At 66.8% G+C, this 24,960-nt stretch carries 22 protein-coding genes and 2 tRNA genes; 3 read left to right on the top strand and 21 right to left on the bottom strand.

Annotated elements, in window-relative coordinates:
* From MQC88_RS08145 to uvrB, 8 genes are all read right to left on the bottom strand, one after another.
* The coding region (locus MQC88_RS08145) for a phenylalanine--tRNA ligase subunit alpha (protein WP_243320905.1) at positions 1–822 on the bottom strand (822 nt) is incomplete at its 3' end.
* A gap of 174 nt (positions 823–996) precedes the next feature.
* Positions 997–1,356 carry a 50S ribosomal protein L20 gene (rplT, locus tag MQC88_RS08140; RefSeq protein ID WP_243320902.1) on the bottom strand — a complete coding sequence of 120 codons (360 nt, stop codon included), beginning with the start codon at positions 1,354–1,356 and terminating at the stop codon, positions 997–999.
* An 11-nt stretch (positions 1,357–1,367) separates the two neighbouring features.
* The gene (gene rpmI / locus MQC88_RS08135) at positions 1,368–1,565 is read right to left on the bottom strand and encodes a 50S ribosomal protein L35 (RefSeq protein WP_027083463.1); all 198 of its coding nucleotides are present in this window, start codon (positions 1,563–1,565) and stop codon (positions 1,368–1,370) included.
* A gap of 269 nt (positions 1,566–1,834) precedes the next feature.
* A complete protein-coding gene (infC, locus tag MQC88_RS08130; RefSeq protein ID WP_243321307.1) occupies positions 1,835–2,359 on the bottom strand; it encodes a translation initiation factor IF-3 in 525 nt (174 codons plus the stop codon).
* Positions 2,360–2,413: 54 nt separating this feature from the next.
* Complete coding sequence (gene thrS, locus MQC88_RS08125) at positions 2,414–4,318, bottom strand: threonine--tRNA ligase (RefSeq protein ID WP_243320900.1); 1,905 nt, start codon at positions 4,316–4,318, stop codon at positions 2,414–2,416.
* Positions 4,319–4,686: 368 nt separating this feature from the next.
* Positions 4,687–4,761, bottom strand: a tRNA-Val gene (locus tag MQC88_RS08120).
* Positions 4,762–4,843: 82 nt separating this feature from the next.
* Positions 4,844–5,386 carry a LysM and BON domain-containing protein gene (locus tag MQC88_RS13065; protein WP_315857086.1) on the bottom strand — a complete coding sequence of 181 codons (543 nt, stop codon included), beginning with the start codon at positions 5,384–5,386 and terminating at the stop codon, positions 4,844–4,846.
* Between the two features lie 70 nt (positions 5,387–5,456).
* Positions 5,457–7,493, bottom strand: coding sequence for an excinuclease ABC subunit UvrB (uvrB, locus tag MQC88_RS08105; RefSeq protein WP_243320898.1), 2,037 nt, complete (start codon positions 7,491–7,493; stop codon positions 5,457–5,459).
* Positions 7,494–7,790: 297 nt separating this feature from the next.
* Here uvrB and MQC88_RS08100 point away from each other — a divergent pair, with 297 nt between their 5' ends.
* A complete protein-coding gene (locus MQC88_RS08100; RefSeq protein ID WP_243320897.1) occupies positions 7,791–8,336 on the top strand; it encodes a GspH/FimT family pseudopilin in 546 nt (181 codons plus the stop codon).
* Between the two features lie 219 nt (positions 8,337–8,555).
* Positions 8,556–8,632: transfer RNA gene (locus tag MQC88_RS08095), tRNA-Asn, on the top strand.
* Positions 8,633–8,687: 55 nt separating this feature from the next.
* Here the strand turns inward: MQC88_RS08095 and MQC88_RS08090 are convergent.
* From MQC88_RS08090 to grxD, 11 genes are all read right to left on the bottom strand, one after another.
* A complete protein-coding gene (locus MQC88_RS08090) occupies positions 8,688–9,155 on the bottom strand; it encodes a type IV pilin protein (protein WP_315857085.1) in 468 nt (155 codons plus the stop codon).
* Between the two features lies 1 nt (position 9,156).
* Entirely contained in the window at positions 9,157–12,690 is a 3,534-nt protein-coding gene (locus MQC88_RS08085; RefSeq protein WP_243320896.1) for a PilC/PilY family type IV pilus protein, read from the bottom strand.
* A gap of 66 nt (positions 12,691–12,756) precedes the next feature.
* Entirely contained in the window at positions 12,757–13,314 is a 558-nt protein-coding gene (locus MQC88_RS08080) for a pilus assembly PilX family protein (RefSeq protein ID WP_243320894.1), read from the bottom strand.
* Positions 13,311–14,339 (bottom strand): PilW family protein, encoded by a 1,029-nt coding sequence (locus MQC88_RS08075; protein WP_256451761.1) that lies wholly within the window; start codon positions 14,337–14,339, stop codon positions 13,311–13,313. The genes MQC88_RS08080 and MQC88_RS08075 overlap by 4 nt, the downstream gene beginning before the upstream one ends.
* Positions 14,336–14,791 carry a type IV pilus modification protein PilV gene (pilV, locus tag MQC88_RS08070; RefSeq protein ID WP_243320891.1) on the bottom strand — a complete coding sequence of 152 codons (456 nt, stop codon included), beginning with the start codon at positions 14,789–14,791 and terminating at the stop codon, positions 14,336–14,338. Before pilV ends, MQC88_RS08075 begins: the two co-directional genes overlap by 4 nt.
* A 22-nt stretch (positions 14,792–14,813) precedes the next feature.
* Positions 14,814–15,398, bottom strand: coding sequence for a GspH/FimT family pseudopilin (locus tag MQC88_RS08065; RefSeq protein WP_243320889.1), 585 nt, complete (start codon positions 15,396–15,398; stop codon positions 14,814–14,816).
* A 265-nt stretch (positions 15,399–15,663) separates the two neighbouring features.
* Positions 15,664–17,046 carry a nucleotide 5'-monophosphate nucleosidase PpnN gene (ppnN, locus tag MQC88_RS08060; RefSeq protein WP_243320886.1) on the bottom strand — a complete coding sequence of 461 codons (1,383 nt, stop codon included), beginning with the start codon at positions 17,044–17,046 and terminating at the stop codon, positions 15,664–15,666.
* Positions 17,047–17,200: 154 nt separating this feature from the next.
* Positions 17,201–20,413 (bottom strand): TonB-dependent receptor, encoded by a 3,213-nt coding sequence (locus MQC88_RS08055; protein ID WP_243320884.1) that lies wholly within the window; start codon positions 20,411–20,413, stop codon positions 17,201–17,203.
* 194 nt (positions 20,414–20,607) lie between these two features.
* Complete coding sequence (locus MQC88_RS08050) at positions 20,608–21,213, bottom strand: YhgN family NAAT transporter (RefSeq protein ID WP_243320882.1); 606 nt, start codon at positions 21,211–21,213, stop codon at positions 20,608–20,610.
* On the bottom strand, positions 21,210–21,974 hold the full coding sequence (locus MQC88_RS08045; RefSeq protein WP_243320880.1) for an SDR family NAD(P)-dependent oxidoreductase: 765 nt from the start codon (positions 21,972–21,974) through the stop codon (positions 21,210–21,212). Before MQC88_RS08045 ends, MQC88_RS08050 begins: the two co-directional genes overlap by 4 nt.
* Complete coding sequence (grxD, locus tag MQC88_RS08040) at positions 21,971–22,291, bottom strand: Grx4 family monothiol glutaredoxin (RefSeq protein ID WP_243320878.1); 321 nt, start codon at positions 22,289–22,291, stop codon at positions 21,971–21,973. The genes MQC88_RS08045 and grxD overlap by 4 nt, the downstream gene beginning before the upstream one ends.
* A gap of 227 nt (positions 22,292–22,518) precedes the next feature.
* Between grxD and MQC88_RS08035 the strand changes: the two genes are divergently transcribed.
* Positions 22,519–23,097 (top strand): superoxide dismutase, encoded by a 579-nt coding sequence (locus MQC88_RS08035; RefSeq protein ID WP_243320876.1) that lies wholly within the window; start codon positions 22,519–22,521, stop codon positions 23,095–23,097.
* Between the two features lie 118 nt (positions 23,098–23,215).
* On the opposite strand, the gene MQC88_RS08030 is transcribed toward MQC88_RS08035, so the two are convergent.
* Together MQC88_RS08030 and purE are read right to left on the bottom strand one after the other, a co-directional pair.
* Positions 23,216–24,367, bottom strand: coding sequence for a 5-(carboxyamino)imidazole ribonucleotide synthase (locus MQC88_RS08030; RefSeq protein WP_243320874.1), 1,152 nt, complete (start codon positions 24,365–24,367; stop codon positions 23,216–23,218).
* The gene (gene purE / locus MQC88_RS08025; RefSeq protein ID WP_243320871.1) at positions 24,364–24,867 is read right to left on the bottom strand and encodes a 5-(carboxyamino)imidazole ribonucleotide mutase; all 504 of its coding nucleotides are present in this window, start codon (positions 24,865–24,867) and stop codon (positions 24,364–24,366) included. The genes MQC88_RS08030 and purE overlap by 4 nt, the downstream gene beginning before the upstream one ends.
* Positions 24,868–24,960 lie beyond the last annotated feature (93 nt).

Raw genomic sequence — 24,960 nt, 5'->3', positions numbered from 1 at the left:
GCGGGTCGATCCGTCCGGCTGCTGCCAGGCGATGTCCACTTCGGCCGACGGCTCGGTGAAGGGGAAATAGCTCGGGCGGAAACGCATCCCGAAGTCGCGCTCGAAGAACGCGCGCACGAATTCGGCTAGCGTGCCCTTGAGGTCGGCGAAGGTCGCATGCTCGTCGACCAGCAGGCCCTCGACCTGGTGGAACATCGGCGAGTGGGTCTGGTCGCTGTCGCTGCGATAGACCTTGCCGGCGGCGATCATGCGCAGCGGCGGCCGGTGCTCGCCCATGTAGCGCACCTGCACGCCGGAGGTGTGGGTGCGCAGCAGGCGGGCGACGCCGCTGCCGTCGGCGGGAAAATAGAAGGTGTCGTGCATCGCCCGCGCCGGGTGGTGCGGCGGGAAGTTCAGGGCCTCGAAGTTGTGCCAGTCGTCCTCGATCTCGGGACCGTCGGCGAGCTCGTAGCCGAGCCGGGCGAAAATGTCGGTGATCCGCTCCAGCGTGCGGCTGAGCGGATGCAGGCCGCCGCGTGCGCCATCGCGCCCGGGCAGGGTGACGTCGATGGTCTCGGTGGCCAGGCGGGCATCCAGCGCCGCGGCATCGAGCGCGTGCTTGCGCTGCGACAGCGCCTGGCCCAGCGTGTCGCGGGCACGGTTGATCGCCTCTCCCGCGGCCTTGCGCTGGTCGGCGGGCAGGCCGCCCAGCGCCTTCAGCTGCGCGGTGATGCTGCCGCTCTTGCCGAGCAGCGCCACGCGCAGCCCTTCGAGTTCGGCCGGCGTGTCCGTGGCGGCAATGTCGGCCTGTGCCTGGCGGGTCAATGTCTCGATGTCGCTCATTTCCGGCCACTCTCCCCATCACCTGCCGTCAATCCCGCGAAGGCGCGGCTTTTTTCGCTTGATGACAAGCCCGAAACGAACATGGGGAAGGACTTGCGCCCTTCCCCATGCGTGTACCGCGTTGTGCAACGATCGCGGGCGCCGCGTGCGGCACCGCGCGGCCATGCGGACAACTTACGCTGCGAGCGCGCCCTTCGCCTTCTCTGCCAGCGCGGCAAAACCGGACGCGTCGTGCACGGCGATGTCCGCCAGCACCTTGCGGTCCAGGGTGATGCCGGCCTTCATCAGGCCGTTCATGAAGCGGCTGTAGCTGATGCCGTTGATGCGGGCGGCAGCATTGATGCGCGCGATCCACAGGGTGCGGAACTGGCGCTTCTTCTGCTTGCGGCCGATGTAGGCGTACTGCAGGGCCTTCGTGACCGCCTGCTTGGCGACGCGGAAGACCTTGCGGCGGGCGTGGTAGTAGCCCTTGGCCTGCTTGAGAACCTTCTTGTGGCGCCGACGCGCCTGTACACCACGTTTGACTCGTGCCATGTCCTATCTCCTCACAAGTACGGAAGCATGCGGTCCAGGCGGCCCGCGTCCTCGGCACGAACATGGTTCGTCTGCCGCAGGTTGCGCTTCCGCTTGGTCGCCTTCTTGGTGAGGATGTGGCTCTTGTTGGCGTGGCCGCACTTGTACTTGCCGGAAGCGGTCTTCCGGAAGCGCTTGGCCGCCGCCCGATTGGTCTTGATCTTGGGCATTGGAGTGTCCTTGCGAAATCGTCTACTGGCCTGGGCGGTGCCCCCCATTCTCATGGGAGCGGCACGCTTTCCGTCCTGCCCTTGCCGGCGGTAAGTCGCTGATCCGGAAGGGATCAGGCGACGGGTCCTGGGTGACACAAACACCAACCCGGCGCACCGGGCCGCACATTATGCGGCCTGGAACGGCGGCTTGCAATTAATTCCTTTGGGAATCAGGCCTTTGGGGACGAGGCCCGTGCGCAGAGGCCGGCGTGGCCGGCCTGCCGGCGTCAGGTCTTCTTCTTCGGCGCGATCATCATCACCATCTGCCGGCCTTCCAGGCGCGGGCGCGATTCGATGACGATGTTCTCCCCCAGGTCGGTCTCGATCCGGGCGGCCATCTCGCGGCCCAGCTCCTGGTGGCTCATCTCGCGGCCACGGAAGCGGATGTTGACCTTGATCTTGTCGCCCTCTTCGAGGAACTCGCGCATCTTGCGCAGCTTGATCTGGTAGTCGCCCTCGTCCGTGACCGGACGGAACTTGACTTCCTTGATCTCGACCTGCCTGGTCTTCTTCTTGGCCTCGTTGGCCTTCTTCTGCAGTTCGAACTTGAACTTGCCGAAGTCCATGATCTTGCAGACCGGCGGATCGGCGTTGGGCTGGATCTCGACCAGGTCCAGGCCTTCCTCTTCGGCCATGCTCAAGGCTTCGTCGCGCGACAGCACGCCGATCATCTCGCCATCGCTGCCGATCACGCGTACGCGCGGCACGCGGATCTCGTTGTTCTTTCGGTTCTGCTTTTCGGGGGTGCTGATGTTGCAATCTCCGGAATGGATCGTGCCGCCCGGGATCGCCGGGCGGGCCTGGAACTAAAGTGCGGCTTGTTCCCCACGCAAACGCGAGGCGAAATCGGCGACGGTCATTGTCCCAAGATCTTCGCCGCCGCGCGAGCGGACGGCGACCTCGCCATTGTCCTTCTCGCGGTCCCCGACCACCAGCAGGTAGGGCACCCGCTGCATCGCGTGCTCGCGGATCTTATAGCCGATCTTCTCGTTCCGCAAATCGGAACCGACCCTGAATCCTTGATTTGCAAGGGTTTTCCGGACCTCTTCGACCCAGTCGGCCTGGGCGTCGGTGATGTTCATCACCACCGCCTGGATTGGGGCCAGCCAGGCCGGGAAGGCGCCGGCATGGTGCTCGATCAGGATCCCGATGAAGCGCTCCATCGAGCCCACGATCGCCCGGTGCAGCATCACCGGGTGCCGCTTCTGGCTGTGCTCGTCGACGTATTCGGCGCCCAGGCGCCCCGGCATCATGAAATCGACCTGCATCGTGCCCAGCTGCCAGGTGCGGCCGATGGCGTCGCGCAGGTGGTACTCGATCTTGGGCCCGTAGAAGGCGCCCTCGCCCGGCAGCTCCTCCCATTCCACCCCGGCCGCCCGCAGGGCGCCACGCAGGGCATCCTCGGCCTTGTCCCAGGTCGCGTCATCGCCCAGGCGCGGCTCCGGGCGCAGCGCCAGCTTGACCTGCACGTCGTTGAAGCCGAAGTCCGCGTACACCTGCATGGCCTGGGCGTGGAATGCCGTGACCTCGGCCTCGATCTGGTCCTCGGTGCAGAAGACGTGGCCATCGTCCTGGGTGAAGCCGCGCACGCGCAGGATGCCGTGCAGCGCGCCCGACGGCTCGTTGCGGTGGCAGGCGCCGAACTCGCCATAACGGATCGGCAGGTCGCGATAGCTGTGCAGGCCCTGCTTGAACACCTGCACGTGGCCCGGGCAGTTCATCGGCTTCAGCGCATAGGTGCGCTTCTCCGACTCGGTGAAGAACATGTTGTCCTGGTAGTTGTCCCAGTGGCCGGACTGCTTCCACAGCGAAACGTCCAGGATCTGCGGGCAGCGCACCTCGCCGTAGCCGGTGCGCTGGTAGACCTTGCGCATGTACTGCTCGACCACCTGCCACACGCTCCAGCCCTTCGGGTGCCAGAACACCAGGCCCGGCGCCTCCTCCTGGATGTGGAACAGGTCCTGCTGCCTGCCGATGCGGCGGTGGTCGCGTTTCTCGGCCTCCTCCAGCATGTGCAGGTAGGCCTTGAGGTCCTTGTCGTTCAACCAGGCGGTGCCGTAGATGCGGCTGAGCATCTGGTTGTTGTGGTCGCCGCGCCAGTAGGCGCCGGCGACCTTCATCAGCTTGAAGCTGCGCAGCTTGTCGGTGGACGGGACGTGGGGGCCGCGGCAGAGGTCGGTGAACTCGCCCTGCGAATACAGCGACAGTTCCTGGTCGGCGGGGATCGCCTCGATGATCTGGGCCTTGTACTCCTCGCCCATGTCGCGGAAGAACTTCGTGGCCTCGTCGCGCGCCTTGACGCTGCGCGAGACCGGGTGCGCCTCCTTCACGATCTTCTGCATCTCCGCTTCGATCGCCGGCAGGTCTTCGGGCGTGAACGGACGCTCGTAGGCGAAGTCGTAGTAGAAGCCGTTGTCGATCACCGGGCCGATGGTGACCTGCGCACCCGGATGCAGGCGCTGCACCGCCTGCGCCAGCAGGTGCGCGGTGGAATGGCGCAGCACGTCGAGCGCGTCGGGATGCTTGTCGGTGACGATTTCCAGCGCGGCGTCATGGTCGATGCGGAAGCTGGTGTCGACCAGGTCTCCGTCGACCTTGCCGGCCAGCGCGGCCTTGGCCAGGCCGGGGCCGATCGAGGCGGCGATGTCGGCGACGGAGACGGGCTGGTCGAATTCGCGGCGGCTGCCGTCGGGGAGCGTGATGTTGATCATGGGATCTGCTTGCTGTCGGTTCTTGTAGGAGCGGCTTCAGCCGCGACTGGTGCCTGTCGTGCCCTTATCGCTTCTGGTCGCGGCTGAAGCCGCTCCTACAGGGATTTCACGGGTCGCTGTGCAACAAAAAAAAGCGCCACGAGGGCGCCGGCGGATGCGGAAGCCTCGGGGCAGGTCAGCGGTGGGCGGTGGTAGTGTCCATGTCGCACGCTCGGCCGGCGTTTCCGCGGGCCACCCTTGGGATGCTTGGCAAGACAAGCTAGGGGTTGGCAGCGGCGGCGTCAACGCCTCCGCCACGATCGCCGACCCCGGAAAACGGAACGGCCGGGACAGGCCCGGCCGATCAGGACATCACGCTGGTGGAAGCGTGGTGGGCGGTACAGGGTTCGAACCTGTGACCCCTACCATGTCAAGGTAGTGCTCTACCGCTGAGCTAACCGCCCGTTTCGCCGCAGGCAAGCGCCGGCGAGGGGGCGCGCAGTGTAGCCCAGCGGCCGGCCCGGGGACAACAGAACCGGCGCCAGCTCAGGCTTGCGGCGGGATCCGCAGGACCTGGCCCGGGTAGATGTGGTCAGGGTCCTTCAGCATCGGCCGGTTGGCCTCGAAGATCTGCTGGTACTTGCCGGCATTGCCGTAGACCTCCGTCGCGATCCCGGACAGGGTGTCTCCGGACTTCACGGTGTAGGTCCGCGAGCTCCAGCCGCCATTGCCGCCGGCCGAGGCCTGCGCCACCGAACCGCTGCTTCCCGCCGGGCTGGCGCTGACGGTGTCGGCGCGGGCGACCACGTTGCCGAAGTCGGCGCCGGCCTGGGCGATGCGCAGCTGGTCGTCCACCCGCGACACGCCCTCGACATTGCCGACGATCAGCACCGCTTTCTCGCGGGTGTCCTGGTCCTTGACCGTGCCGCGCATGGTCACGGTGCCGTCGCCGCCGAAGGTGAAATCGATCGGGGTCGGATCGATCCCGTGCTCACGCAGGTGCTGGCTCAGGGGCTTGGTGACGTCGCCGTCGTGGTCCTTGCCGAAGATCTTCGCGCCGGCGTCCTTCATGAAGTCGAAAAGTCCCATGTCGCACCTCGTTTCGTGGGGGAACCGGAACGGTGACACTGCCGGCGTTAGTGGCCGGTCAAGGGAGGCTTCACCCCGCCAGCGCGGCCTCCTTGAGCTGGCGGATCCGGTCGCGCACCAGTGCGGCCTGCTCGAACTCCAGGTCCCGGGCGTGCTGGTACATCTGCTGCTCCAGTTCGCGCAGCCGGGCATTGCGCTGTGCCGGGCTCAGCAACGCGTAGTCTTCGGGCGCCTCGGCCACGCGCCGCGACTTGCCGCGGCCCTTGCCCTTGAGCGTGCCGGGCTCGGTGCGCGCGCCTTCCATCACGTCCATCACCGCCCGCTGGATGCTCTGCGGGGTGATCCCGTGCTCGGCGTTGTACTCGACCTGCCTGGCGCGGCGGCGGTCGGTTTCTTCGATCGCCTTCTGCATCGAATTGGTGACCCGGTCGGCGTACAGGATCGCCTTGCCGCGCAGGTTGCGGGCGGCGCGGCCGATGGTCTGGATCAGCGATCCGGCCGAGCGCAGGAAACCTTCCTTGTCGGCGTCCAGGATCGCGACCAGCGACACCTCCGGCATGTCCAGGCCCTCGCGCAGCAGGTTGATGCCCACCAGCACGTCGAACTTGCCCAGCCGCAGGTCGCGGATGATCTCGACACGCTCGACCGTGTCCACGTCCGAGTGCAGGTAGCGCACGCGCACGTCGTGTTCGGCCAGGTATTCGGTCAGGTTCTCGGCCATGCGCTTGGTCAGCGTGGTGATCAGCACGCGGTCGCCCATCGCCACCCGCAGGTTGATCTCGCCGAGCACGTCGTCGACCTGGGTGGCGACCGGGCGGATCTCCACTTCCGGGTCGATCAACCCGGTCGGGCGCACCACCAGTTCGGTGACCTCGCCTTCCGACATCCGCAGTTCGTACGGGCCCGGCGTGGCGGAGACGAAAATGGCGCGCGGCGCGCGGCCTTCCCACTCCTCGAACTTCAGCGGCCGGTTGTCCAGCGCCGACGGCAGCCGGAAGCCGAATTCCACCAGCGTCTCCTTGCGCGAGCGGTCGCCCTTGTACATCGCGCCGATCTGCGGGACGGTGACGTGCGACTCGTCGACCACCAGCAGCGCGTCCGGCGGCAGGTAGTCGAACAGGCACGGCGGCGGCTCGCCTGGCATGTAGCCGGTGAGATGGCGCGAGTAGTTCTCGATGCCGTTGCAGTAGCCGACTTCGGCCATCATCTCCAGGTCGAACTGGGTGCGCTGCGCCAGGCGCTGCGCCTCGACCAGCTTGTTCTGCGCGTACAGCCATTCCAGCCGTTCGCGCAACTCAACCTTGATGGTCTCGACCGCGTCCAGCACGGTGCGGCGCGAGGTCACGTAGTGCGAACCCGGGTAGATGGTGTAGCGCGGCAGCTTGCGGATGGTCTCGCCGGTGAGCGGATCGAACAGGGTGAGGTTCTCGATCTCGCCGTCGAACAGCTCGATCCGCAGCGCCTCGACATCCGATTCGGCCGGGTGCACGTCGATCACCTCGCCGCGCACGCGGAAAGTGCCGCGGGCCAGGTCCATCTCGTTGCGGTCGTACTGCATCTCGGTCAGGCGGCGGATCAGCTCGCGCTGGTCGATGCGCTCGCCGCGGACCATGTGCAGCACCATCTTGTGGTATTCGCCCGGGTCGCCGAGGCCGTAGATCGCCGACACCGTGCAGACGATGATCGAGTCGCGCCGCTCCAGCAGCGCCTTGGTCGCCGAAAGCCGCATCTGCTCGATGTGCTCGTTGACCGAGCTGTCCTTGTCGATGAAGGTGTCCGACGACGGGATGTAGGCCTCGGGCTGGTAGTAGTCGTAATAGCTGACGAAGTACTCGACCGCGTTGTGCGGGAAGAACGAGCGGAACTCGCCGTACAGCTGCGCGGCCAGGGTCTTGTTGGGCGCCATCACCAGGGTCGGCTTCTGCACCTGCTGGACGACGTTGGCGATGGTGTAGGTCTTGCCCGAACCGGTGACCCCGAGCAGCGTCTGCCGCGCCAAGCCCGACTCGAACCCGGCGACCAGCTTGTCGATCGCCGGCGGCTGGTCGCCCGCCGGGGAATACGGCGCGACCAGCTGGAAGCCTGCGGGATGGATCGTGTCGTTCATGGCATGGCGTCGCGGGGGATCGGCCAGTGTATCGCCGCGCGCGGGTTCAAGCTGACCCTTGCCTGTCGGCGCGGGTCCGTGGGAGCGGCCTTCGTGGGAGCGGCTTCAGCCGCGAGCTCTTGCCACAGGCGGGCAAACTGGAAAAGCTCGCGGCTGAAGCCGCTCCCACAAGAGCCGCGCTCCGAAGCGAGGCCTATACCAGGCGCCGGGGTTTCCCTACCCGCTCCGCCGGCATCACCCGATGCCCTCCGCCGAGCGCGCCGCCTAACGTGATCGCCGTCGCACAAGGAGCCGTCAATGCACAGCGCATCCCGTGGGTTCACCCTGATCGAGGCGATCATCGCCATGGCCATCGTCGCCTTGCTGCTGGCCATCGCGGTGCCCGCGGTCGGCGCCGCGTTTGCCGCCACCCGCAGCGGGGACGCCAAGGCGCGGATCGTGTCCACCCTGCTCGCCGCCCTCGAGCACAGCACGGTCACCGGAGCGGAGGTCGTGGTCTGCCCCAGTGGCGACGGTGCGTCCTGCAGCGGCAGCAGCAACTGGAGCGGCGGCTGGATCGCCTTCGCCGACCTGGATGCCGACCGGGCCCATGGTGCCGGCGAAACCATGCTCCGCCGGGACCCGGCATTGGCCGGCGACACCCGCCTGCGCAGCACCAGCGGCCGCACCCGGGTCGTGTTCCAGCCGCATGGCGGCGCGGCGGCCGGCTCCAACGTGACGTTCACGCTTTGCGACGGGCGCGGAGCGGCAAAGGCGACCACGGTGGTGCTCGCCAACAGCGGACGCATCCGCCAGGACGCGGCGTCGCCGGAGGCCGCGCAGGACTGCCTGCAGATGCCCTAGGGAGGCGTGGACGAGTCTGGTGTCATCCGGGGAGCACCCCTGTGATCGCGCTGTCCTGCCATTCCGAGATTAGCCTCGTCATCCCGAGCGCAGCGAGGGAATTGCCGGGAAAATCAGGCCTTTCGCTGTGCTCGTGACGACAGGGGGCTTGCCCGGATGTTCCCGGCAAGGGTCCGCATGTTGCGCCCTCGCACGGCCGACGGCACAATGACGCCCCCCGCCCGAATAGCTCAGCCGGTTAGAGCACTTGACTGTTAATCAGGGGGTCGTTGGTTCGAGTCCAACTTCGGGCGCCAGATAAGGAGAAGGCCGCGCATGCGCGGCCTTTTTGTTTGCCTCAATTCATCGCCGTCACCAGCAGCTGTCCACTCCGCCGCTGCCGCTGGCGCCCTTGGTGCCGGCCTGGTCGATCGTCAGGGTGCCGCACAGGCTGTCGTCCTGCTTGCCGCTGATCGGGACCGCCTGAATGGCAAACGTGGTAGCCGTCGGCGTGCCAACGAAGCCCATGTTGTAGAAATCACCGGCATCGGTCGAACAGGTACCCGGCAGGGCAACCGCTGTTCCGGCCATGTCCTTGTCGTAGGCCATGTTGGTCGTATAGAAGCGCTCCATGTATTGCGCCGATTCCATCAGACAGCCCTTGGCCGCGCCGCGATGGGACTTGACCACGGCCCAGCGGTAGCTGGCGACGGCGGCAGCGACCAGGATCGCAACGATCGCGACCACGATCATCAGTTCGATCAGGGTGAAGCCCGCCGCCGTACGCCCTCGGTTGAGGGCGCGCGGGTGTTGCAGCATGCGGATCGGAAAACGCGTCATTTCAGTCCCTCAGGATTTCGCGCCAAGTAATGCGCCTTGCGCCCGCGCTCTGCGGGTTGATCTTGATCTGGCCCATCTCGCCGGTCGAACCACCAACCACCAGCAGGTTATCGATGATCGTCGGCAGTGTCGGCATGCCTACCCCCAGGTCGACCGAGCCGATCGGAACCTGCGCACCGTCCGGGCCGATGACGTCATCGCTGAAGTCGCCATTGTGGTTGGTGTCGAAGTATGAATCCTTGGTGCTGGTGCCACTGAAAGCGTCGAGCGCGTTGATGTAACCGCGACCGCCGGCTTCACAGGTCTCACCTGTCGGCGGGATCATGCTGGCGGTGACCAGGACGGTGCCGCTCACGATGGGCCGGTTGACGATGCGCTCGCCCTCGGCAGTGCCCGGCGAAGGCGGCGTCAGCAGGTCGATGTACCAGCCCTTCTTGGCGGCATCGAGCGTACCGTTGGCCTCGAACCCGCGGTACTTCTGGGTGCCGTCGATGAGGATGATCTCGCGCTTCTGCAGGTCGCCGTCGCCACCCGAGGTCCGGCCGGTGACGACGCTGCCGTCGTCGATCACGCCGTACATGGACTGCACGCTCTTGTCGGTGACATCGCCATTGCTCATGAACGAACCGGTACCGATGAACACCCAGCGCTTGCCGGTCGCCGGGTCCTTTGCCAACGCCAGGCCGGAAGTGATCGGCTGGCGGTTGTTGGACTTGTCCTTGGCGACGAACATCGGCGCGCCGCTGTTGGCGACCGTCCACCCGCTGCTGCTGCCAGCGGTGAGGTCAAACTTCCACAAGTTGCCCTTGAGGTCGCCGGCATAGACGTAGTCCACGGTGCCATTGCCGTCATTGTCCCAACCTCGCGGTGCGGAAAGGCCGTTTCCGCCGGTGGCGCCCGTATCAAGCTCCTTGATCGGCGCGCCGGTGGCAATGTTGATGATGAACAAGGACGCAGCTCCGGTACTGCTGTTGATGCCGTTGCTGGCGATGATGCCGGTGGTGCCGTCGTTGAACTTCGCGATCAGCGGCTCGCCCAGCACCTGGCCCATGTTGGCCGGGGCCGCACTGCCGGTCTTGTCCCAGAGCACGCTGCCAGTGCCGAAGTTGGCGGGGTCGGACACATCCAGGCCGTACAGGCCCCTGCCGCCGCGGCCCAGCGCGCCTACAAGGTAGTTGACGCCCGGGGTCTTGGACTGGGTGGAGACCACCACCGGCCCGTCGACGAACCACTTGTGCACGTATTGCGGATCGCTCAGCGAAGCCAGGTTGGCGAGGTCGAGACCACCTGGAATGTACGCGAACTGCTCGGCGCCGGTCTGCGCGTTGAACGCGTGCAGCATGCCGTCGTTCGCGCCGACGAAGATCGTCTGCGTCCCGGTCGCGGTCTCCTTGAGGAACAGGGGCGAGGAATCGACGATGTCACCGAGCACTGTCTGGATGCGGTCGCGCAACAGCTTGCCGTTCTGCTTTTCGTTGCTCTGGTCGCCCTTGATGTAATTGGCGTTGTCCACGCCCGTCACCGGGGCCAGGCCACCCGCACGCGCGAGTGCCGTGCTCTGCGCGCCAGTCGGGAAGGTTGCACCCGCGGTGCCGTTCCACGTCATGATACGCGCCGCCCTCCCGGGATAGGCCGGGATGTGCTCCGATGCCTTCCACGTGGCGATCGGGTCGCCATTGGCATCCGTGGCGACACCGGCGGAACTGACGGCGTACGAGGCCAATTCGCCGTTCCACTTGCCCGATACGTAGCTCGCCTGGTAGACCGCGGTATCGGACTGGAACGAGGTGCTGTTGGCGGTCACGTTCGACGCCGATCCGTTTCGCGCGGCCACCGTGGCCAGCGCGTTCACCAGGCCCTGGGCGAACTTGGTCGGGTTGCTGGCGGCGACGAAGCTGCCATGGCCGTTGATCGACGCGTGCCAGAGGTCGTCGATGGTTGACGCCTCGTCCGCGACCGGCTTGGGCCAGTACTTGCTGCCGTTCTTGATCGATACCAGGTCGACGTCGGGGTTCAACGTGCCGGACTGGCCGATGGCCAGGCCGAACGTCGTCATGTGCTGCCAGAAGGCCGGATCGCCGCTCGAGGCCGGCACGTTGTTGTCCAGCGTGGTGCGCAGGTCACGCTTCCAGTAGTGGTTGGCGATGTCGGCCAGGGTGTCGAAATACTTGCCCGAACTGGCGTGGCCGTTCTTGTCGGAGTACGGCGGCTCGGCCTTGTACTGGCCTGTGCTCTTGCCGTCGGACGAAGTGATCACCGCGCCATCTGTGTCATCGGCATCGTTTATGGTGCCGTCATAATCGTTGTCGCTGTTCCAGTAGCCGTCGGTGGTCAGGATGGCAAAGCTCTGGCGGCAGGTCAGCTGGTCGCTGCCGCTCTCCGGGCCCCAGGGGCCGCTGCTGCTGCTGCCCTCGTAATACTTGCCGGTGCGCTGCAGCGCACCCTTCAGCGGAGTGCCATTGTTGGCGGTGGCGTTCTGCAGGCGGCTGAACCAGGTGCTGCGGTTGGTGTTGACGAATTGGCCGTTGTCGGTGCCGACCGGGATGTTGTAGGGACTCCGGTTCCAGATGGTATCGAAGCCCACACGGATGTTGCTGCCGATCTGGCCGAACGCCTCGCTGGCCGCGCCCTTGGCCATCTTGCTGCGGGTGCGGTAGTAGGAATACCAAGTGGCGAAGTTCTTGATCTCGTCGCTCTCGGAGCGACCCGTCGGGGTCGAATAGGAGACCGAGTTGACGATGTAGGAAATATCGATATTGTCGACCTTGCTGTTGCCGTAGATCCCGATGTACCAGGTACCGGCCGCGGGATTATCGACGCCGCAGCTCTTGCTCTTGCCGCTGGTGTCGCTGCAGTCTGAGTTGGCTTTGTCCGGTTGCTGGTTGTAACGCACGTACAGGTCGCCGTTGTCCTTGTCGTCGTTGGCATCCACGTCCAGCCGTGTCGCGCCCGCCGGGACACTCAGCGAGAAGTACTTCCAGTTGTTCTTGCCGACGTCCTGGTTGTCCCAGGCGCCGCTGGCGAGCGTGGCGCTCTTGATGACGCGAAGCGTTCCGCTGACCTTCTTGATGTCGTAGCGCTCGTACTGGCGGCTGTCGGACAGGTCGGTAGCGTCCGACTTGGGCACGTAGAAGGTCTGGGTGTTGTCCGAAAGGTCGTAGGAACCGCTCAGCAGCGTATCGCTGGTGTACACCTCGGTGTAGTCGGTACCGCCGGTATAGCGGCTGCCGTCGGCCTTGAGCCAGGGCTGGTAGGTGGTGTTGGGGTTGTAATAGAGCGTGTTACGGGGATAGGCCTGCAACTGGATCTGTTGCGGGCTGGTCTTCGGCACTTCGCTGGAAGAATTGGCGCCAGGCATGAAATCGAAGGCCATCGAACCCGAGTCGTCGAGGATGAACATGACGTTGGGCGGCGGGTAGGCGGCACCGGTCTGCAGCGGGTTGTCGGGGAACACGACCGCGGCATTCACCGGCAATGCCAGCAACGTTGCCAGGCAGGTTGCGGCGAACGGGAGCACGCGGCTGCGCCGGGGCATGGCCGGCGGGCGGCGGAGGGAAGACTCAGGCTTGGCTTGGCTGTTCATGTCGGGCTCCGGGCCGGCTTACGGCACCGCGAAATTGGTCTGCAGGCTGACGTCGGCGCGATCGGCATTGCGACTGCGGGCGGTGATGCGGTAGCGGTTTTCCAGCGTGGAACAACCGGTTTCGGAAATATCGCCACTGGTGGTGCAGCCGGGACCGGGAAACAACCCCATCCACTCGATGATGTAGCGCGGCTTCACGGCGAGGTTGCCGAGGCTGGCGTCGGTGGCTTCCTTGGAGATGGTGTTCCAGTTGGCATCGTCGAGCCAGCGCGGGGTATCGGTGGGAATGGGCGCGGCGCAGACGCCGTTGGCGCAACCACTACCCGGAACCGCAGGCTTCGCGCTGGCGATCGATTCGGCCTCGCGCAACGCGGCCTCGGCGGCCTGGAACCCCAGGCTGCGGTCGTACTGGTTGGCGCTCATGCGCTCCTGCAGCAGCGTGCCCCGCATCGACACCAGCGCGAGCAGCGTCATCACCACCAGCAGGATCAGCACGACGGCGAGGGCGACACCACGCTGGCGCCCGCGACTCGAAGCGGCAGCGCGTGGCTGACGGGCGGGATTGCGGCGGGTCATTGGGCGCGGCTCCTGATGGCAACGACGTAGTCGTAGTTGCGAGTGAACACCTTGCTGTCCGTGCCGACCTTGTCGCGGCCGGCCATGGTCAGGCGGATCTGCACGGCGTCGACATCCTTCCAGTTGGCCGGAACGTCGTCGTAGGTGGCGCCGCCCTTGACGTGGTACTTCAGGGTCATGCCGGTCACGTCCTCGACGATCTCGTCGGGCGCCGGCTTGGCGTCCGGACCGCTGGCACCGGTGCGATAGAGGGACCGGGTGAGGTTACCGTCGGCGTCGGTGCGGCCGTTGTAGCCGATATACCATCGCACCGCATGCAGCCTGGAGATCACCGAGTTGGGCTTGTAGATGTCCGGCGGCAGGGTGCCGTCGATGTTTCCAGGTGTGCCGCCGGCATGGTGCTCGATCGTGTCGGCGCCAACGCTGCTTGCCTGGAAAATGGTGCCATGGCCGTAGTCGCAGATCACGAGGATGTCGTTGGCGGCGATGCCACTGGTGTCGGAAACGACCAGGTCGTCCGTGGTGTTGACCATGGCGGCCTTGAGCACCCCGTCGGTGGGCGTCGCGGTCCACAGTTCGACTGCAGGGGTTCCGGCTACGCGCTTGAGCGGCGCGGTGCCGAAGCCGTCATCCGCGAATGCCTGGGCGCCGGTGTAGCCGCGCAGTCCCGCGCCATTGCCCCAATTGCTCCACCACGCATACGGAGTGGATGCACCTTTCAGGACATTCCGGAATGTCCCGTTCGTGCCCGGATTCGTGCCGTCATACGCAAGTTCGTTGCTGCAGGGATTGCCATCGGCTTCACGCAGGTCGCGGGCCATCAACTCGAAGGCGGTGCGCGAGCTTTCCTGGATGCGGTCGAGGTTTTCCGCCGCGACATAGGTCTTGCGGTTGGTCGCGAACAGCGCGAGCGCGGCTCCGGTCACGATCAGGCCCAGCACCAGCGCGACCATCAGTTCGATCAGGGTGACGCCACGCTGGCCAGCGCGGGTGCCGCCACGGACGCGGCTGCGGGAGGGGCTCATAGGGCGGTCCTCGTGGTCAGGGTCTGCGCCGCATCTCCCTTGGTGCCACGCGAGTCGTCCCACTTGACCGTGATCGTGCACTCACGCGTAAGCACGTTGGTCTTGCAGTTGATGGTGCCGCAGGCACTGGATCCCAGGACCTCGTCCAGCCCGGCAATCCAGTCGTGGAGGTCGCTCGCGGCCTGGTCGCCGGTGGCAGGGGCGTCGCATGTTTCCGGGATGTTGTAGCCACCGATGCGGGCCACGTCGAGGTTGGCGCGCATGCGGTCGAGGATGGAGTAGGTCAAGGTCACCGCCTGGCTGCGCTCGTTGGAACTCTGCCCGTTGCGCAGCGCGGTGGCCTGCAGCGCGGCGATGCCGAGCATGCCGAAGGCAAGGATCGCTACCGCGATCAGGACCTCGATCAGGCCGACGCCGGCGATGCAGCGAGGGGGGATGGAAGGCGCGTTCATTGTGGTCATGTCGTGTCTTGGCCTAGCTGCAGGAGCCGCCGTTGTCGATCGGCTCCAGCGAGACCCGGCTGCCGGAACCGATGTTGACGCGGCGCAGGTTCTCCGCCGGCTGGGAAGTCGGTATGCACATTTCCAGGGAGGCATTGACCAGGGCGCCCGCCGAGGTGCGGGCGAATCCGTCGCTCCGATAGGTCAGGCTGCTCGTACTGCCGGACACCTGTACCCGCTGGTCGACCGTGGTGTTGCGCAGGAACTCGTCGGTGCCTTTGTCGAAGGCGCCATTCCGGTTGACGTCCACAAACGTGATCCAGCCGTTGATGCCACCCGCGGCGCACGTCGCGCTGTCGCCGGCATTGGCATTGGCGCTGAGGCAGACCACGGTGCGGCGGCCGCGTCGCATGGCCTCCATGCGAGCGCTCTGCAGCGAGGCGATCATCTCGTTGGCCGCGCCGGCCAGCTTGTTCGAATTGATGGCGGATTCAAAGCTCGGAATGGCCAGCATCAGCACGATGGCGGCAACGGAGATCGTCACCATGAGCTCGATCAGCGTGAAGCCGCGCTGCCCAAGCACCCGTTGGCGAAGCATCCCCTGGCGAAACGTCCCCATGCGCAGCCGACTCCGGCGATTTGCCCAGGCTGCACTCTTGGCCATTGCACCCGGGCATGCAAGCCGCGACGGACGGGCGGTGGCTTGGGCGGGATGAGCGTATGCGGCCGATGCCGCCGTGGGTCGGCGGTGGCAGCCATCAGCGAAAAAGCGGCCTAGCGCACCTTGGCTTCGCGCGGGGTACCCCCCGCTCCCCGCCAAACGGGGCAACCACTTCGGGCAAGCCGCGTTTCGCATTGCCGCGGCACGCAGCGGCCTTGCCCGCTCAGGCCACGATCTCGTAGCACGGCCGGTACTCCCCGGAGATCTTCATCCGCCGCTGCTCGACGAAGGCGCGCAGCAGCGCGTCCAGCGCCTGCATCATGTCCGGGTCGCCGTGGATCTGGTACGGCCCGAACTCCTCGACCCGGCGCATGCCTTCTTCCTTGACGTTGCCGGCGACGATGCCGGAGAACGCCCGCCGCAGGTCGGCGGCCAGTTCGTGCGGCTTGCGGCCGTGGTGCAGGTCGAGCGCGGCCATCGCCTCGTGGGTCGGCACGAATGGTTGCTGGAACTGCAGCGGCACGTCCAGCGACCAGTTGAAGTAGAACGAATCCTTCTGCTCGATGCGGTACTGGCGGACGCGGTGGATGCCGTCGGCCATCTGCCGCGCGACTTCGGGCGGGTCGCCGACGACGATGCGGTAGCGCTGGGTGGCGGCATCGCCCAGGGTCAGCCGCAGGAACTGGTCGATCCGCTCGAAGTACGGTGCGGACCCGGCCGGCCCGGTCAGGATCAGCGGGAACGGCAGGTGCTCGTTCTGCTCCCGCAGCAGGATCCCGAGCAGGTACAGGATCTCCTCGGCGGTGCCGACGCCGCCGGGGAACACGATGATGCCGTGGCCCAGGCGCACGAACGATTCCAGCCGCTTCTCGATGTCCGGCATGATCACCAGGTGGTTGACGATCGGGTTCGGCGATTCGGCGGCGATGATCCCCGGCTCGGTGATGCCGATGTAGCGCGGGCGGCGGTGGCGCTGCTTGGCGTGGGCGATGGTGGCGCCCTTCATCGGCCCCTTCATCGCGCCGGGGCCGCAGCCGGTGCAGATGTCCAGGCCACGCAGGCCGAGCTGGTAACCCACTTCCTTGGTGTACATGTACTCGTCGCGGTTGATCGAGTGGCCGCCCCAGCACACCACCAGGTTGGGATCCCCGGGCTGCAGCACGCGCGCGTTGCGCAGCAGCCGGAACACCGCGTCGCTGACGCCGGCCGAGGTGTTGAGCTCGTCGGCATACTCCGGCGCCAGCTCGACCGAGGTATAGATCAGGTCGCGCACCACCGCGTTGAGCAGTTCGGCGACGCCGCGGATGATCTGGCCGTCGACGAACGCCATCGACGGTGCATTGGACAGGTCCAGGCGCACGCCGCGGTCCTGCTGCTGCACCTGGATGTCGAAGTCCGGATACAGCTCGCGCGCGGCGCGGGGGTCGTCGCTGGTGCTGCCCGTGGTGAGCACCGCCAGCGCACAGCGCCGCAGCAGTTCGTGCATGCCACCGGCGGAGGCGTCGCGCAGGCGCGCCACCTCCTCGCGCGACAGCACGTCGAGGCCGCCGCGCGGGTAGATGCGGGCGTCGACGGTAGGCAGCGCGGGGGTGGCGATGTCGTTCATTCGGGGCATCCTTGATGACCGGGAACTGTAACGCGGCCCGGGACGGGGTGCATCCGGGTCTGTCGGGATCCCGGCCATTGGTGGCCAGGGCCGCGAAATGCGAACGGCCGGGTCGCCCCGGCCGTTCGCGTGCAGCTTGCCGCGGTGGCGTCGATCAGAACTCGTAGCGCAGCGTCAGCAGCAGCGACCAGCGCGAGACCACGCGCGGCACCCTTCCCTCGTACGGACGCAGGTTCTGCCACGACGGGCGGTTGCTGCTGCCGAGGTTGTAGGTGTAGCCGCCATCGGCGGTCGTCGGGTTGACGAACACGTCGCAACTGTCGGAGCTGGTGCAACCCAGTCCGGCAAGGTAGCGGGTGTCGAAGCCGCCGATTTCCTCGGTCACGCCCCAGTCGTTGTTGAGCATGTTGAGGAAGTTGTAGATGTCCAGGCGGACGACCGACTTGTGGCCATCCATCAAGCCCGGCAGTTCCTGCTGGATGCCGAGGTCGACCTGGTTCACCCACGGCAGGCGGCCGTCATTGCGCCGCGCGACCTGGCCGCGATGCGACGACAGGTAAGAGTCGCCGTCGATGAACGCCTGGAACGCGGCGATCTGTTCGGGGGTCGCGGCGTTGCCGTTGACGTCGATGTAGCTCACGTTCGGGTCGTTGACCAGCGGGATGTACGCCGGATCCTGGTAGATGTTGTCGCCGTTGGCGTCGCCATTCACGATCCAGGTGTACGGCAGGCCGCTGCGACCGTTGTAGTACGCGGCGACGCTGGTCTTGTAGTCGCCGAAGAACGCGTGCTCCCAGCCCAGCGACGCCTTGAACGAATCGCGGATCTCGCGGCTGGCGGTGGCGGTGATTTCCTCGTTGGGGTTGAGGCGGGACACGTACTGGTAGCTGGACCACGCCTGCGAGCTGGCGTCCGACCCCACTTCCGTCGCGCGGGTACGGGTGTAGCTGAGGTTGCCGTACCAGTCGTTGGCCAGCGGCTTGTTCAGCGAGAAGGTCACCGAAGTGGAGGCACCCTTGTCCGTGTTGGTGAGCACGGTGGAGCGATAGTCAAACGCCGCGTTGCGGTCGCAGTTCTTGTTCGAGCTCGAATTGGAGCCGCCGAGCTCGCACCAGTAGCTGTTGCGGCCATCGGCCATGGTGCCCTGCACCTGGCCGATGTTCAGCGCCTGGTAGAACGCCGCGTCGCGCGCGCGGATGGTCTGCAGCTCGACCGAGCCGACCAGCCCGTACCACGGCAGCTCGGCGTCGTAGCCGAGGCTCGCCTTCCACACGGTCGGCAGCTTGAAGTCCGGGTCGATGGAGTCGATCTGCAGGTTCGGCTCGCCACCGGCGGGGACGTTCTGGTTGTACGGATCCGGGCTGAACGGCGCATCGGCCGGATCGAAGGAGCGGTACGACAACGAGGTCACGCCGTTGTTCTGGTAGGGATTGGCCAGCCACACGAACGGCGGGACGCTCTGGAACGCACCGATGCCGCCGCGCAGCTGCGAGCTGCGCTCGGTGTCGAATGCGTAATTGAACGAGAAGCGCGGCAGCACGACCTTGTTGCCGGAGCCGAGCTTGTAGTCGTTCGGGAAACCGAACGCTTCCTCGAAGCCAGGCGTCTGCACCGGAGCCTTGTTGACCTTCGGGATGTTGACGCGCAAGCCGTAGGTCATGGACAGGTTGTCGGTGGCCTGCCAGGTGTCCTGGATGTAGGGGCTGAACTGGCTGTACACCAGCGCCGCGGCGGTGTCCTCCACGCCGAACCCCGGGGCCGGCGTGCGCAGGTTGTAGACGTCGTAGGCGCCGTTGGCGAAGTCCTCGAGGCTGGTGAACACGTACGAACCGTGCAGGTCGCGCCCGTACAGGTTGTAGACGTCGTGGCGCAGGTAGTCGAAGCCGCCCTTGATGGTGTGGTCGCCGGCGTAGTACGTGCCCGACACCGTGGCCGAGAGCCGCTCGGTGTTGATCTGGTTCTCGTGGCGGTTGTTGTCCTCGCCGATGAAGATCGAGCCACCGTTCGCGGTCTCGACTTCGACTTCCGGCTGGTTGATCGGGTTGCCGTTGACCTGGTCGAACTTCTGCTGGCTCAGCTTGACCTCGGTCGAGAAGTTCTCGGACCAGTCACTGAACAGTTGCAGCGAGACGTTCTTGGTGATGTTGTCGATGTTGTACCAGTGGCTGCTGAGCACCACGGTGTCGGAGAACGCGTCGTAGGGCGAGGGACGGAATTCCTCGGTCTGCTGGTAGGTCAGGCTGGCACGGTGGGAATCGTTGATGTTCCAGTCGATCTTGGCCAGGTAGCGCTTGTTCTCGAGGTTGACGCCGGTGGAGCCATAGTTGCCGGGCTGCATTCCGACATCGTTGGCGATTGCGATCGCCTCGTTGACTTCGTCCTGGGTGACGTTGCCGTTGGCGACGCCATCGGACGAGGACGAACCGCCGAAGTTCTTGATCGTCTGCTCTTCGTACGAGGCGAAGAAGAACAGCTTGTCCTTGACGATCGGGCCACCCAGGGTCGCGCCCCAGGTCCGATCGGTGTCGAAGCCGGTGTACTTGTCGTCGTCGAGCTTGCCCATCCAGTCGGCGTCGCGCATCGCGGTGTAGACCGAGCCATGGAACTCGTTGGTGCCGGACTTGGTGACCGCGTTGACGGTGGCGCCCACGGTGTCGCTGGCGACGTCGTAGTCGGAAACCTTGAGATCGTAGGCGGCGATGGTGTCGACCGAGATCGGGGTGCCGATGTAGGGCATGCCGTTGGCGTTGAGGCCGAAGGGATCGCCCTGCGACATGCCATCGACGGAAATGTTGTTGTAACGGTTGTTGACGCCTGCGACCGAGATGGAGCCGTCGCCGGCGTCGGTCACCTGGATGCGCGGGTCGAGGCGCGCGATGTCATCCAGCGAGCGGTTGCCTTGCGGCGTCAGCTCGAGCTGGCGGCCGTCGACGGAGGTGCCCACGCCCTTGTTGTTCGAGCTGAAGATGTCGGCCGTGGCATCGGCGTAGACCGCGACACCGCCCAGGGTGGTGACGTCGGCATTGAGGGTGGCATCGACGTCGGCGACCTGGTTCAGGCTCAGGTAGACGTCGCTCTGGGTGCTGCTGCCGGCACCTTCCTTGCTGACCGTGATCGTGTACGGTCCGCCGACGCGCAGGCCGCGGGCACTGTAGTTGCCGTTGGCGTCGGTGGTGGCGCGGCTGACGGTACCCGACTCGACGTGGGTGATGGTGACCTCGGCGCCGGCCACGGCTTGGCCGTCGGCCGCGGCGACATGGCCGGTCAGGCCTGCGGAGGTGCTCTGCGCGAACGCGGGGGCGGCGGCAAGCGCCATGATCAGGGCGAGCGACAGCTTCGACAGCCGGGCGCGATTGCGGTGGGTCATCTGGTTAACCTCGACATGCAGGATTTGGTGGCGGGTGCGGCGCAGGTCGAGCGCCCGCAGGAAACGCACGGCGCCGGCCTCAAACAGTGGTGTCCCCAACCCATGCGGTGCCGCACGGGTTAACGCCAGTTTAACACCCTAGCCGGCATCGATGACAGGCGCGTGACCCCTGCGGGGAGACCGCCGGAGCCGGCTCAGCCCGTGGACGCGGGCAGGATCGCAAGGTACGCCGCCAGTCCGTCGAGCAGCATCTGCACCGAGATGGCCACGATCACCATGCCCATCAGCCGCTCGATCGCGGTCAACACCCGCCCGCCCAGCCACTTGTAGAGGTACGTGGCCGAGAACAGGATCGCCGCGGTCGCCGCCCAGGCGATCAGCAGGGCCAAGCTCCAGGCGCCCATGCGGTCGGGTTCCTGGCTGCCCATCAGCATCACCGCGGCCATGCCGGAGGGGCCGGCGACCAGCGGGATCGCCATCGGCACGATGAAGGGTTCGCCATCGGGGAGCTCGCCCATGAGGCCCTCCGGCGGCGGGAAGATCATCCGCAGGCCGATCAGGAACAGGACGATGCCGCCGGCAATCGAGACCGACTCCTGGCGCAGGTGCATCAGTTCCAGTGCATAGCGGCCGCCCCACAGGAACGCCATCAGCACGCCGAGCGCGATCAGCATCTCGCGCACCAGCACCACCCGCTGGCGATGCGGCGGCATCCCGCGCAGCAGGCTCAGGAACACCGGGATGTTGCCCAGCGGATCCAGGATCAGGAACAGCAGCAGCGCGGCCGAGGCGATGGTCATTTCGGCGGCGGCGCCCACACCTGGCCACGATGGACGGCACCGGCAGGCGACAGCAGTTCGACGCAGGCTCCGGCGTAGGCCGCCGGCTCGCGCGCGACGCGGTCGTCGGTGGCGACGAAGGCGCGGGCGCGCAACGCGGTGCGCATCGGCCCCGGGCGCAGGCCGGCGACGCGCACGCGGGAATTGGCGTGTTCGGCATGCAGCATCCCGACCAGGGCGGCAAGCCCGTGCTGGGCCAGGCCGTAGCCGCCCCAGTAGGCCTGACCGACGCGTGACAGGTCGTCGATGGTGAACACCACCGCGGCGTCGGGCGCCTGCGACAGCAACGGCAGGCAGGCCTGGGTCAGCCACCATTGCGCGGTCAGGCCGACATGCAGGGCGCGCGCGAAATCGGCCGGGTCGGTGTGCAGCAGCGGGGTCAGGCCGCGGAATTCGGCGGCGCAATGCAGGAGGCCGTCGAGGCGCCCGAGTTCGGCTTCGAGGCGCGTGGCCAGTTCGGCGTAGTCGTCGGGCGCCGCGCCTTCCAGGTCCAGCGGATACAGCAACGGTTCCGGGCCCGAGGCCGCGATTTCGTCATAGAGCCGGTTCAACTTCGGCAGGCGGCGCCCGAGCAGGACCACCGTCGCCCCGGCACGGGCGCAAGCCAGCGACGCGGCACTGCCGAGGCCGCCGTGGGCGCCAGCCACCAGCACCACGCGACCGGCCAGTGCGTGCGCATCCGCCGCCGGCCCGGCCTGCGGGTTGGCGACGGCCGCGGTCACGCCTTGTGCGCCTCCGCCAGCATGCGCGCGAGCTCGCCGGATTCGAGCAACTCCAGGGTGATGTCGCAACCGCCGATCAGTTCGCCATTGATGAAAAGCTGCGGGAACGTCGGCCAGTTGGAATAGCGCGGCAGGTTGGCGCGTACTTCGGGCTCTTCCAGCACGTTGACGGTGTGCAGCTCGCCGGCGCCGGCGGCCTTGAGCGCCTGCACCGTGCGGCTGGAAAATCCGCACATGGGGAACTGCGGCGTGCCCTTCATGAAAAGAACCACCGGATGGCCTTCGACCTCGGCCTGGATCCGTTGCGACACCTGCATGACCGTCTCCTGCAATGCCCGGCTGCGGCCTTTGACGGGCCGGCAACGGAGCGTGGGGGTAGAATCGCCATTGTAAGGCTTGCCAGCCCTCCGTTCTTCCTGTGCGCAGCGCCAATGGCGCGAAGTCCAGGGACCCGCCCGTTGTCGGAAGGGCACCCTTCGACTCCGGCCCTGGGCCCGCACGCGGACGAGCGGGAGTCCACCCATTCCCGACCCAGGAGCCCGCCATGGCCATCGAACTGCCTGCCCTGCCCTACGACCGCACCGCGCTGGAGCCGCACATCTCCGGCGAAACCATCGACTACCACTACGGCAAGCACCACAAGGCCTACGTCGACAACCTCAACAAGATGATCGCCGGCACCGAATTCGCCGACATGGCGCTGGAGGACATCGTCCGCAAGGCGCAGGGCGCCATGTTCAACAACGCCGCGCAGGTCTGGAACCACACCTTCTACTGGAACTGCCTCAACCCCAACGGTGGCGGCGAGCCCAGCGGCAAGGTGGCCGACGCCATCGCCAAGGGCTTCGGCGACTTCGCGAAGTTCAAGGAACAGTTCTCCGACACCGCGGCCAAGACCTTCGGTTCGGGCTGGGCCTGGCTGGTGCAGCGCCCGGACGGCGCGCTGGCGCTGGCGTCGACGCCCAACGCCGCCACCCCGCTGACCGGCGAGGACACCGCGCTGCTGACCTGCGACGTCTGGGAGCACGCGTACTACATCGATTACCGCAACGCGCGACCGAAGTACGTGGAGGCGTTCTGGAACCTGGTCAACTGGGATTTCGTGGCCGCGAACCTGCGCTGAGCGCGATCGCCGTGCTTGCGTGGCGCAAAACGGCCGGGGAAACCCGGCCGTTCCGCTTTGCGCCGCGCGCGGCCCATCCCGCGCCGCAGCAGGGATGGAACGACACGTATTGCCTGGCTCAGGCGTTGCGCGCGCGCAAGCGTTCGATGACCGGCGCGACCTGCGCTTCGCGCCCGAGCGCACTGCCCACGCGTGCCAGCGCATCGGCCAGCGACAACGGATCATCGCAGCGCAGGGTCGCGTGCCCGACCTTGCGCCCGGCGCGTGGGGCCTTGCCGTAGTCGTGCCAGTGCCCGGCGGGTTCGCGCAGCACCGCGGTTGCATCCGGCATCGCGCCGATCCAGTTGAGCATGCAGGCATGGCCAAGCATGCGCGGTTCGCCCAGCGGCAGGCCAAGCACGGCGCGCAGGTGGTTCTGGAACTGCGACGTCTCGCTGCCTTCGATCGTCCAGTGTCCGGAGTTGTGCACGCGCGGCGCCAACTCGTTGGCCAGCAGCACGCCGTCCCTGCAGAACAGTTCCAGCGCGAACACGCCGACGTAGTCCAGCGCGTCGGCGAGCTTGCGGGCATGGTCGATCGCGGTGGCGGCGAGCGCGGCATCGACGCTGGCCGGCGCCAGGCTGGCCGAGAGCACGCCGTCGACGTGCCAGTTCTCGGTCAGCGGCCAGGCGCGGAATTCGCCGTCGCGGCCGCGCACCGAAACCACCGACAGCTCGCGCTGGAACGGCACGAAGGCTTCCAGGATCAGGCCGACCGTCTGCGCCTGTGCGCCGAGCGCATCCCAGGCGGCAGCGGCGTCGGCCGGCACCTTGATCCGGAACTGGCCCTTGCCGTCGTAGCCGAGCCGCCGCGTCTTGAGGATGCAGGGCGTGCCGATCGCCCCGATCGCGGCATCCAGGTCGGCACGGGAAGTGACCGCGGCGAACTCGGGCACCGGGATGTCGAGTTCGCGGAACAGGGTCTTTTCCGCCAGCCGGTCCTGCGCGGTCGCCAGTGCACGCGGGCTGGGAAACACCGGCACCCGCGCGGTCAGCCAGCGCGCCGACTCGGCCGGCACGTTCTCGAAATCGAACGTCGCCACGTCGATGCGCGAGGCGAACTCGCCCAGCGCCGCCTCGTCGCGGTAATCGCCGACCACCATGGGGGCGAACTGCCCGGCGCAGGCGTCGGCCGCGGTGTCCATCACCAGGAAGCGCAATCCCAGCGGCGCGCCGGAAAGCGCGAGCATGCGGGCCAGCTGCCCGCCGCCGAGGATGCCGACGGTGGTCATTTGCGCGGGTCGTCGTTGCTGGCGACTTCGTCGGTCTGCTGCTCGCGGAAACGGGCAAGCGCGGAGGCGACCGACGGATGCTCGGCGGCCAGCATCGCCGCGGCGAACAGCGCCGCGTTGGCGGCGCCCGCATTTCCGATGGCGAAGGTCGCGACCGGGATCCCGGCCGGCATCTGCACGATCGACAGCAGCGAATCCATGCCGTTGAGCGCCTTGCTCTGCACCGGCACGCCGAGCACCGGCACCATGGTCTTGGCCGCGAGCATGCCCGGCAGGTGCGCGGCGCCGCCGGCCCCGGCGATGATCGCCCGCAACCCGCGCGCCTGCGCGGTGGCGGCGTAGTCGAACAACGCGTCCGGGGTGCGGTGCGCCGATACCACGCGGACTTCGTGCGCCACGCCGAGCTGCTCGAGCCGGGCGACGGCATGCTGCATCGTCTCCCAGTCCGAGCGCGATCCCATCACGATGCCGACGAGCGGGCTATCCCCAGTGGCGACCATGGCTGCTCCGGTGTCGACGCGTCCCGTCCGGATCGGCCCAGCGTCCCGCGGCCTGACCGAACCTGCGCGCCCAAAACGGTATTCTAGCGGCCA

This window comes from Cognatiluteimonas sedimenti (assembly GCF_022808325.1).
In the GTDB taxonomy this organism is placed as follows: Bacteria; Pseudomonadota; Gammaproteobacteria; order Xanthomonadales; family Xanthomonadaceae; genus Cognatiluteimonas; species Cognatiluteimonas sedimenti.
The sequence above is the reverse complement of the archived record's forward strand: the minus strand, read 5'-3'. Positions and strand labels throughout refer to the sequence as shown.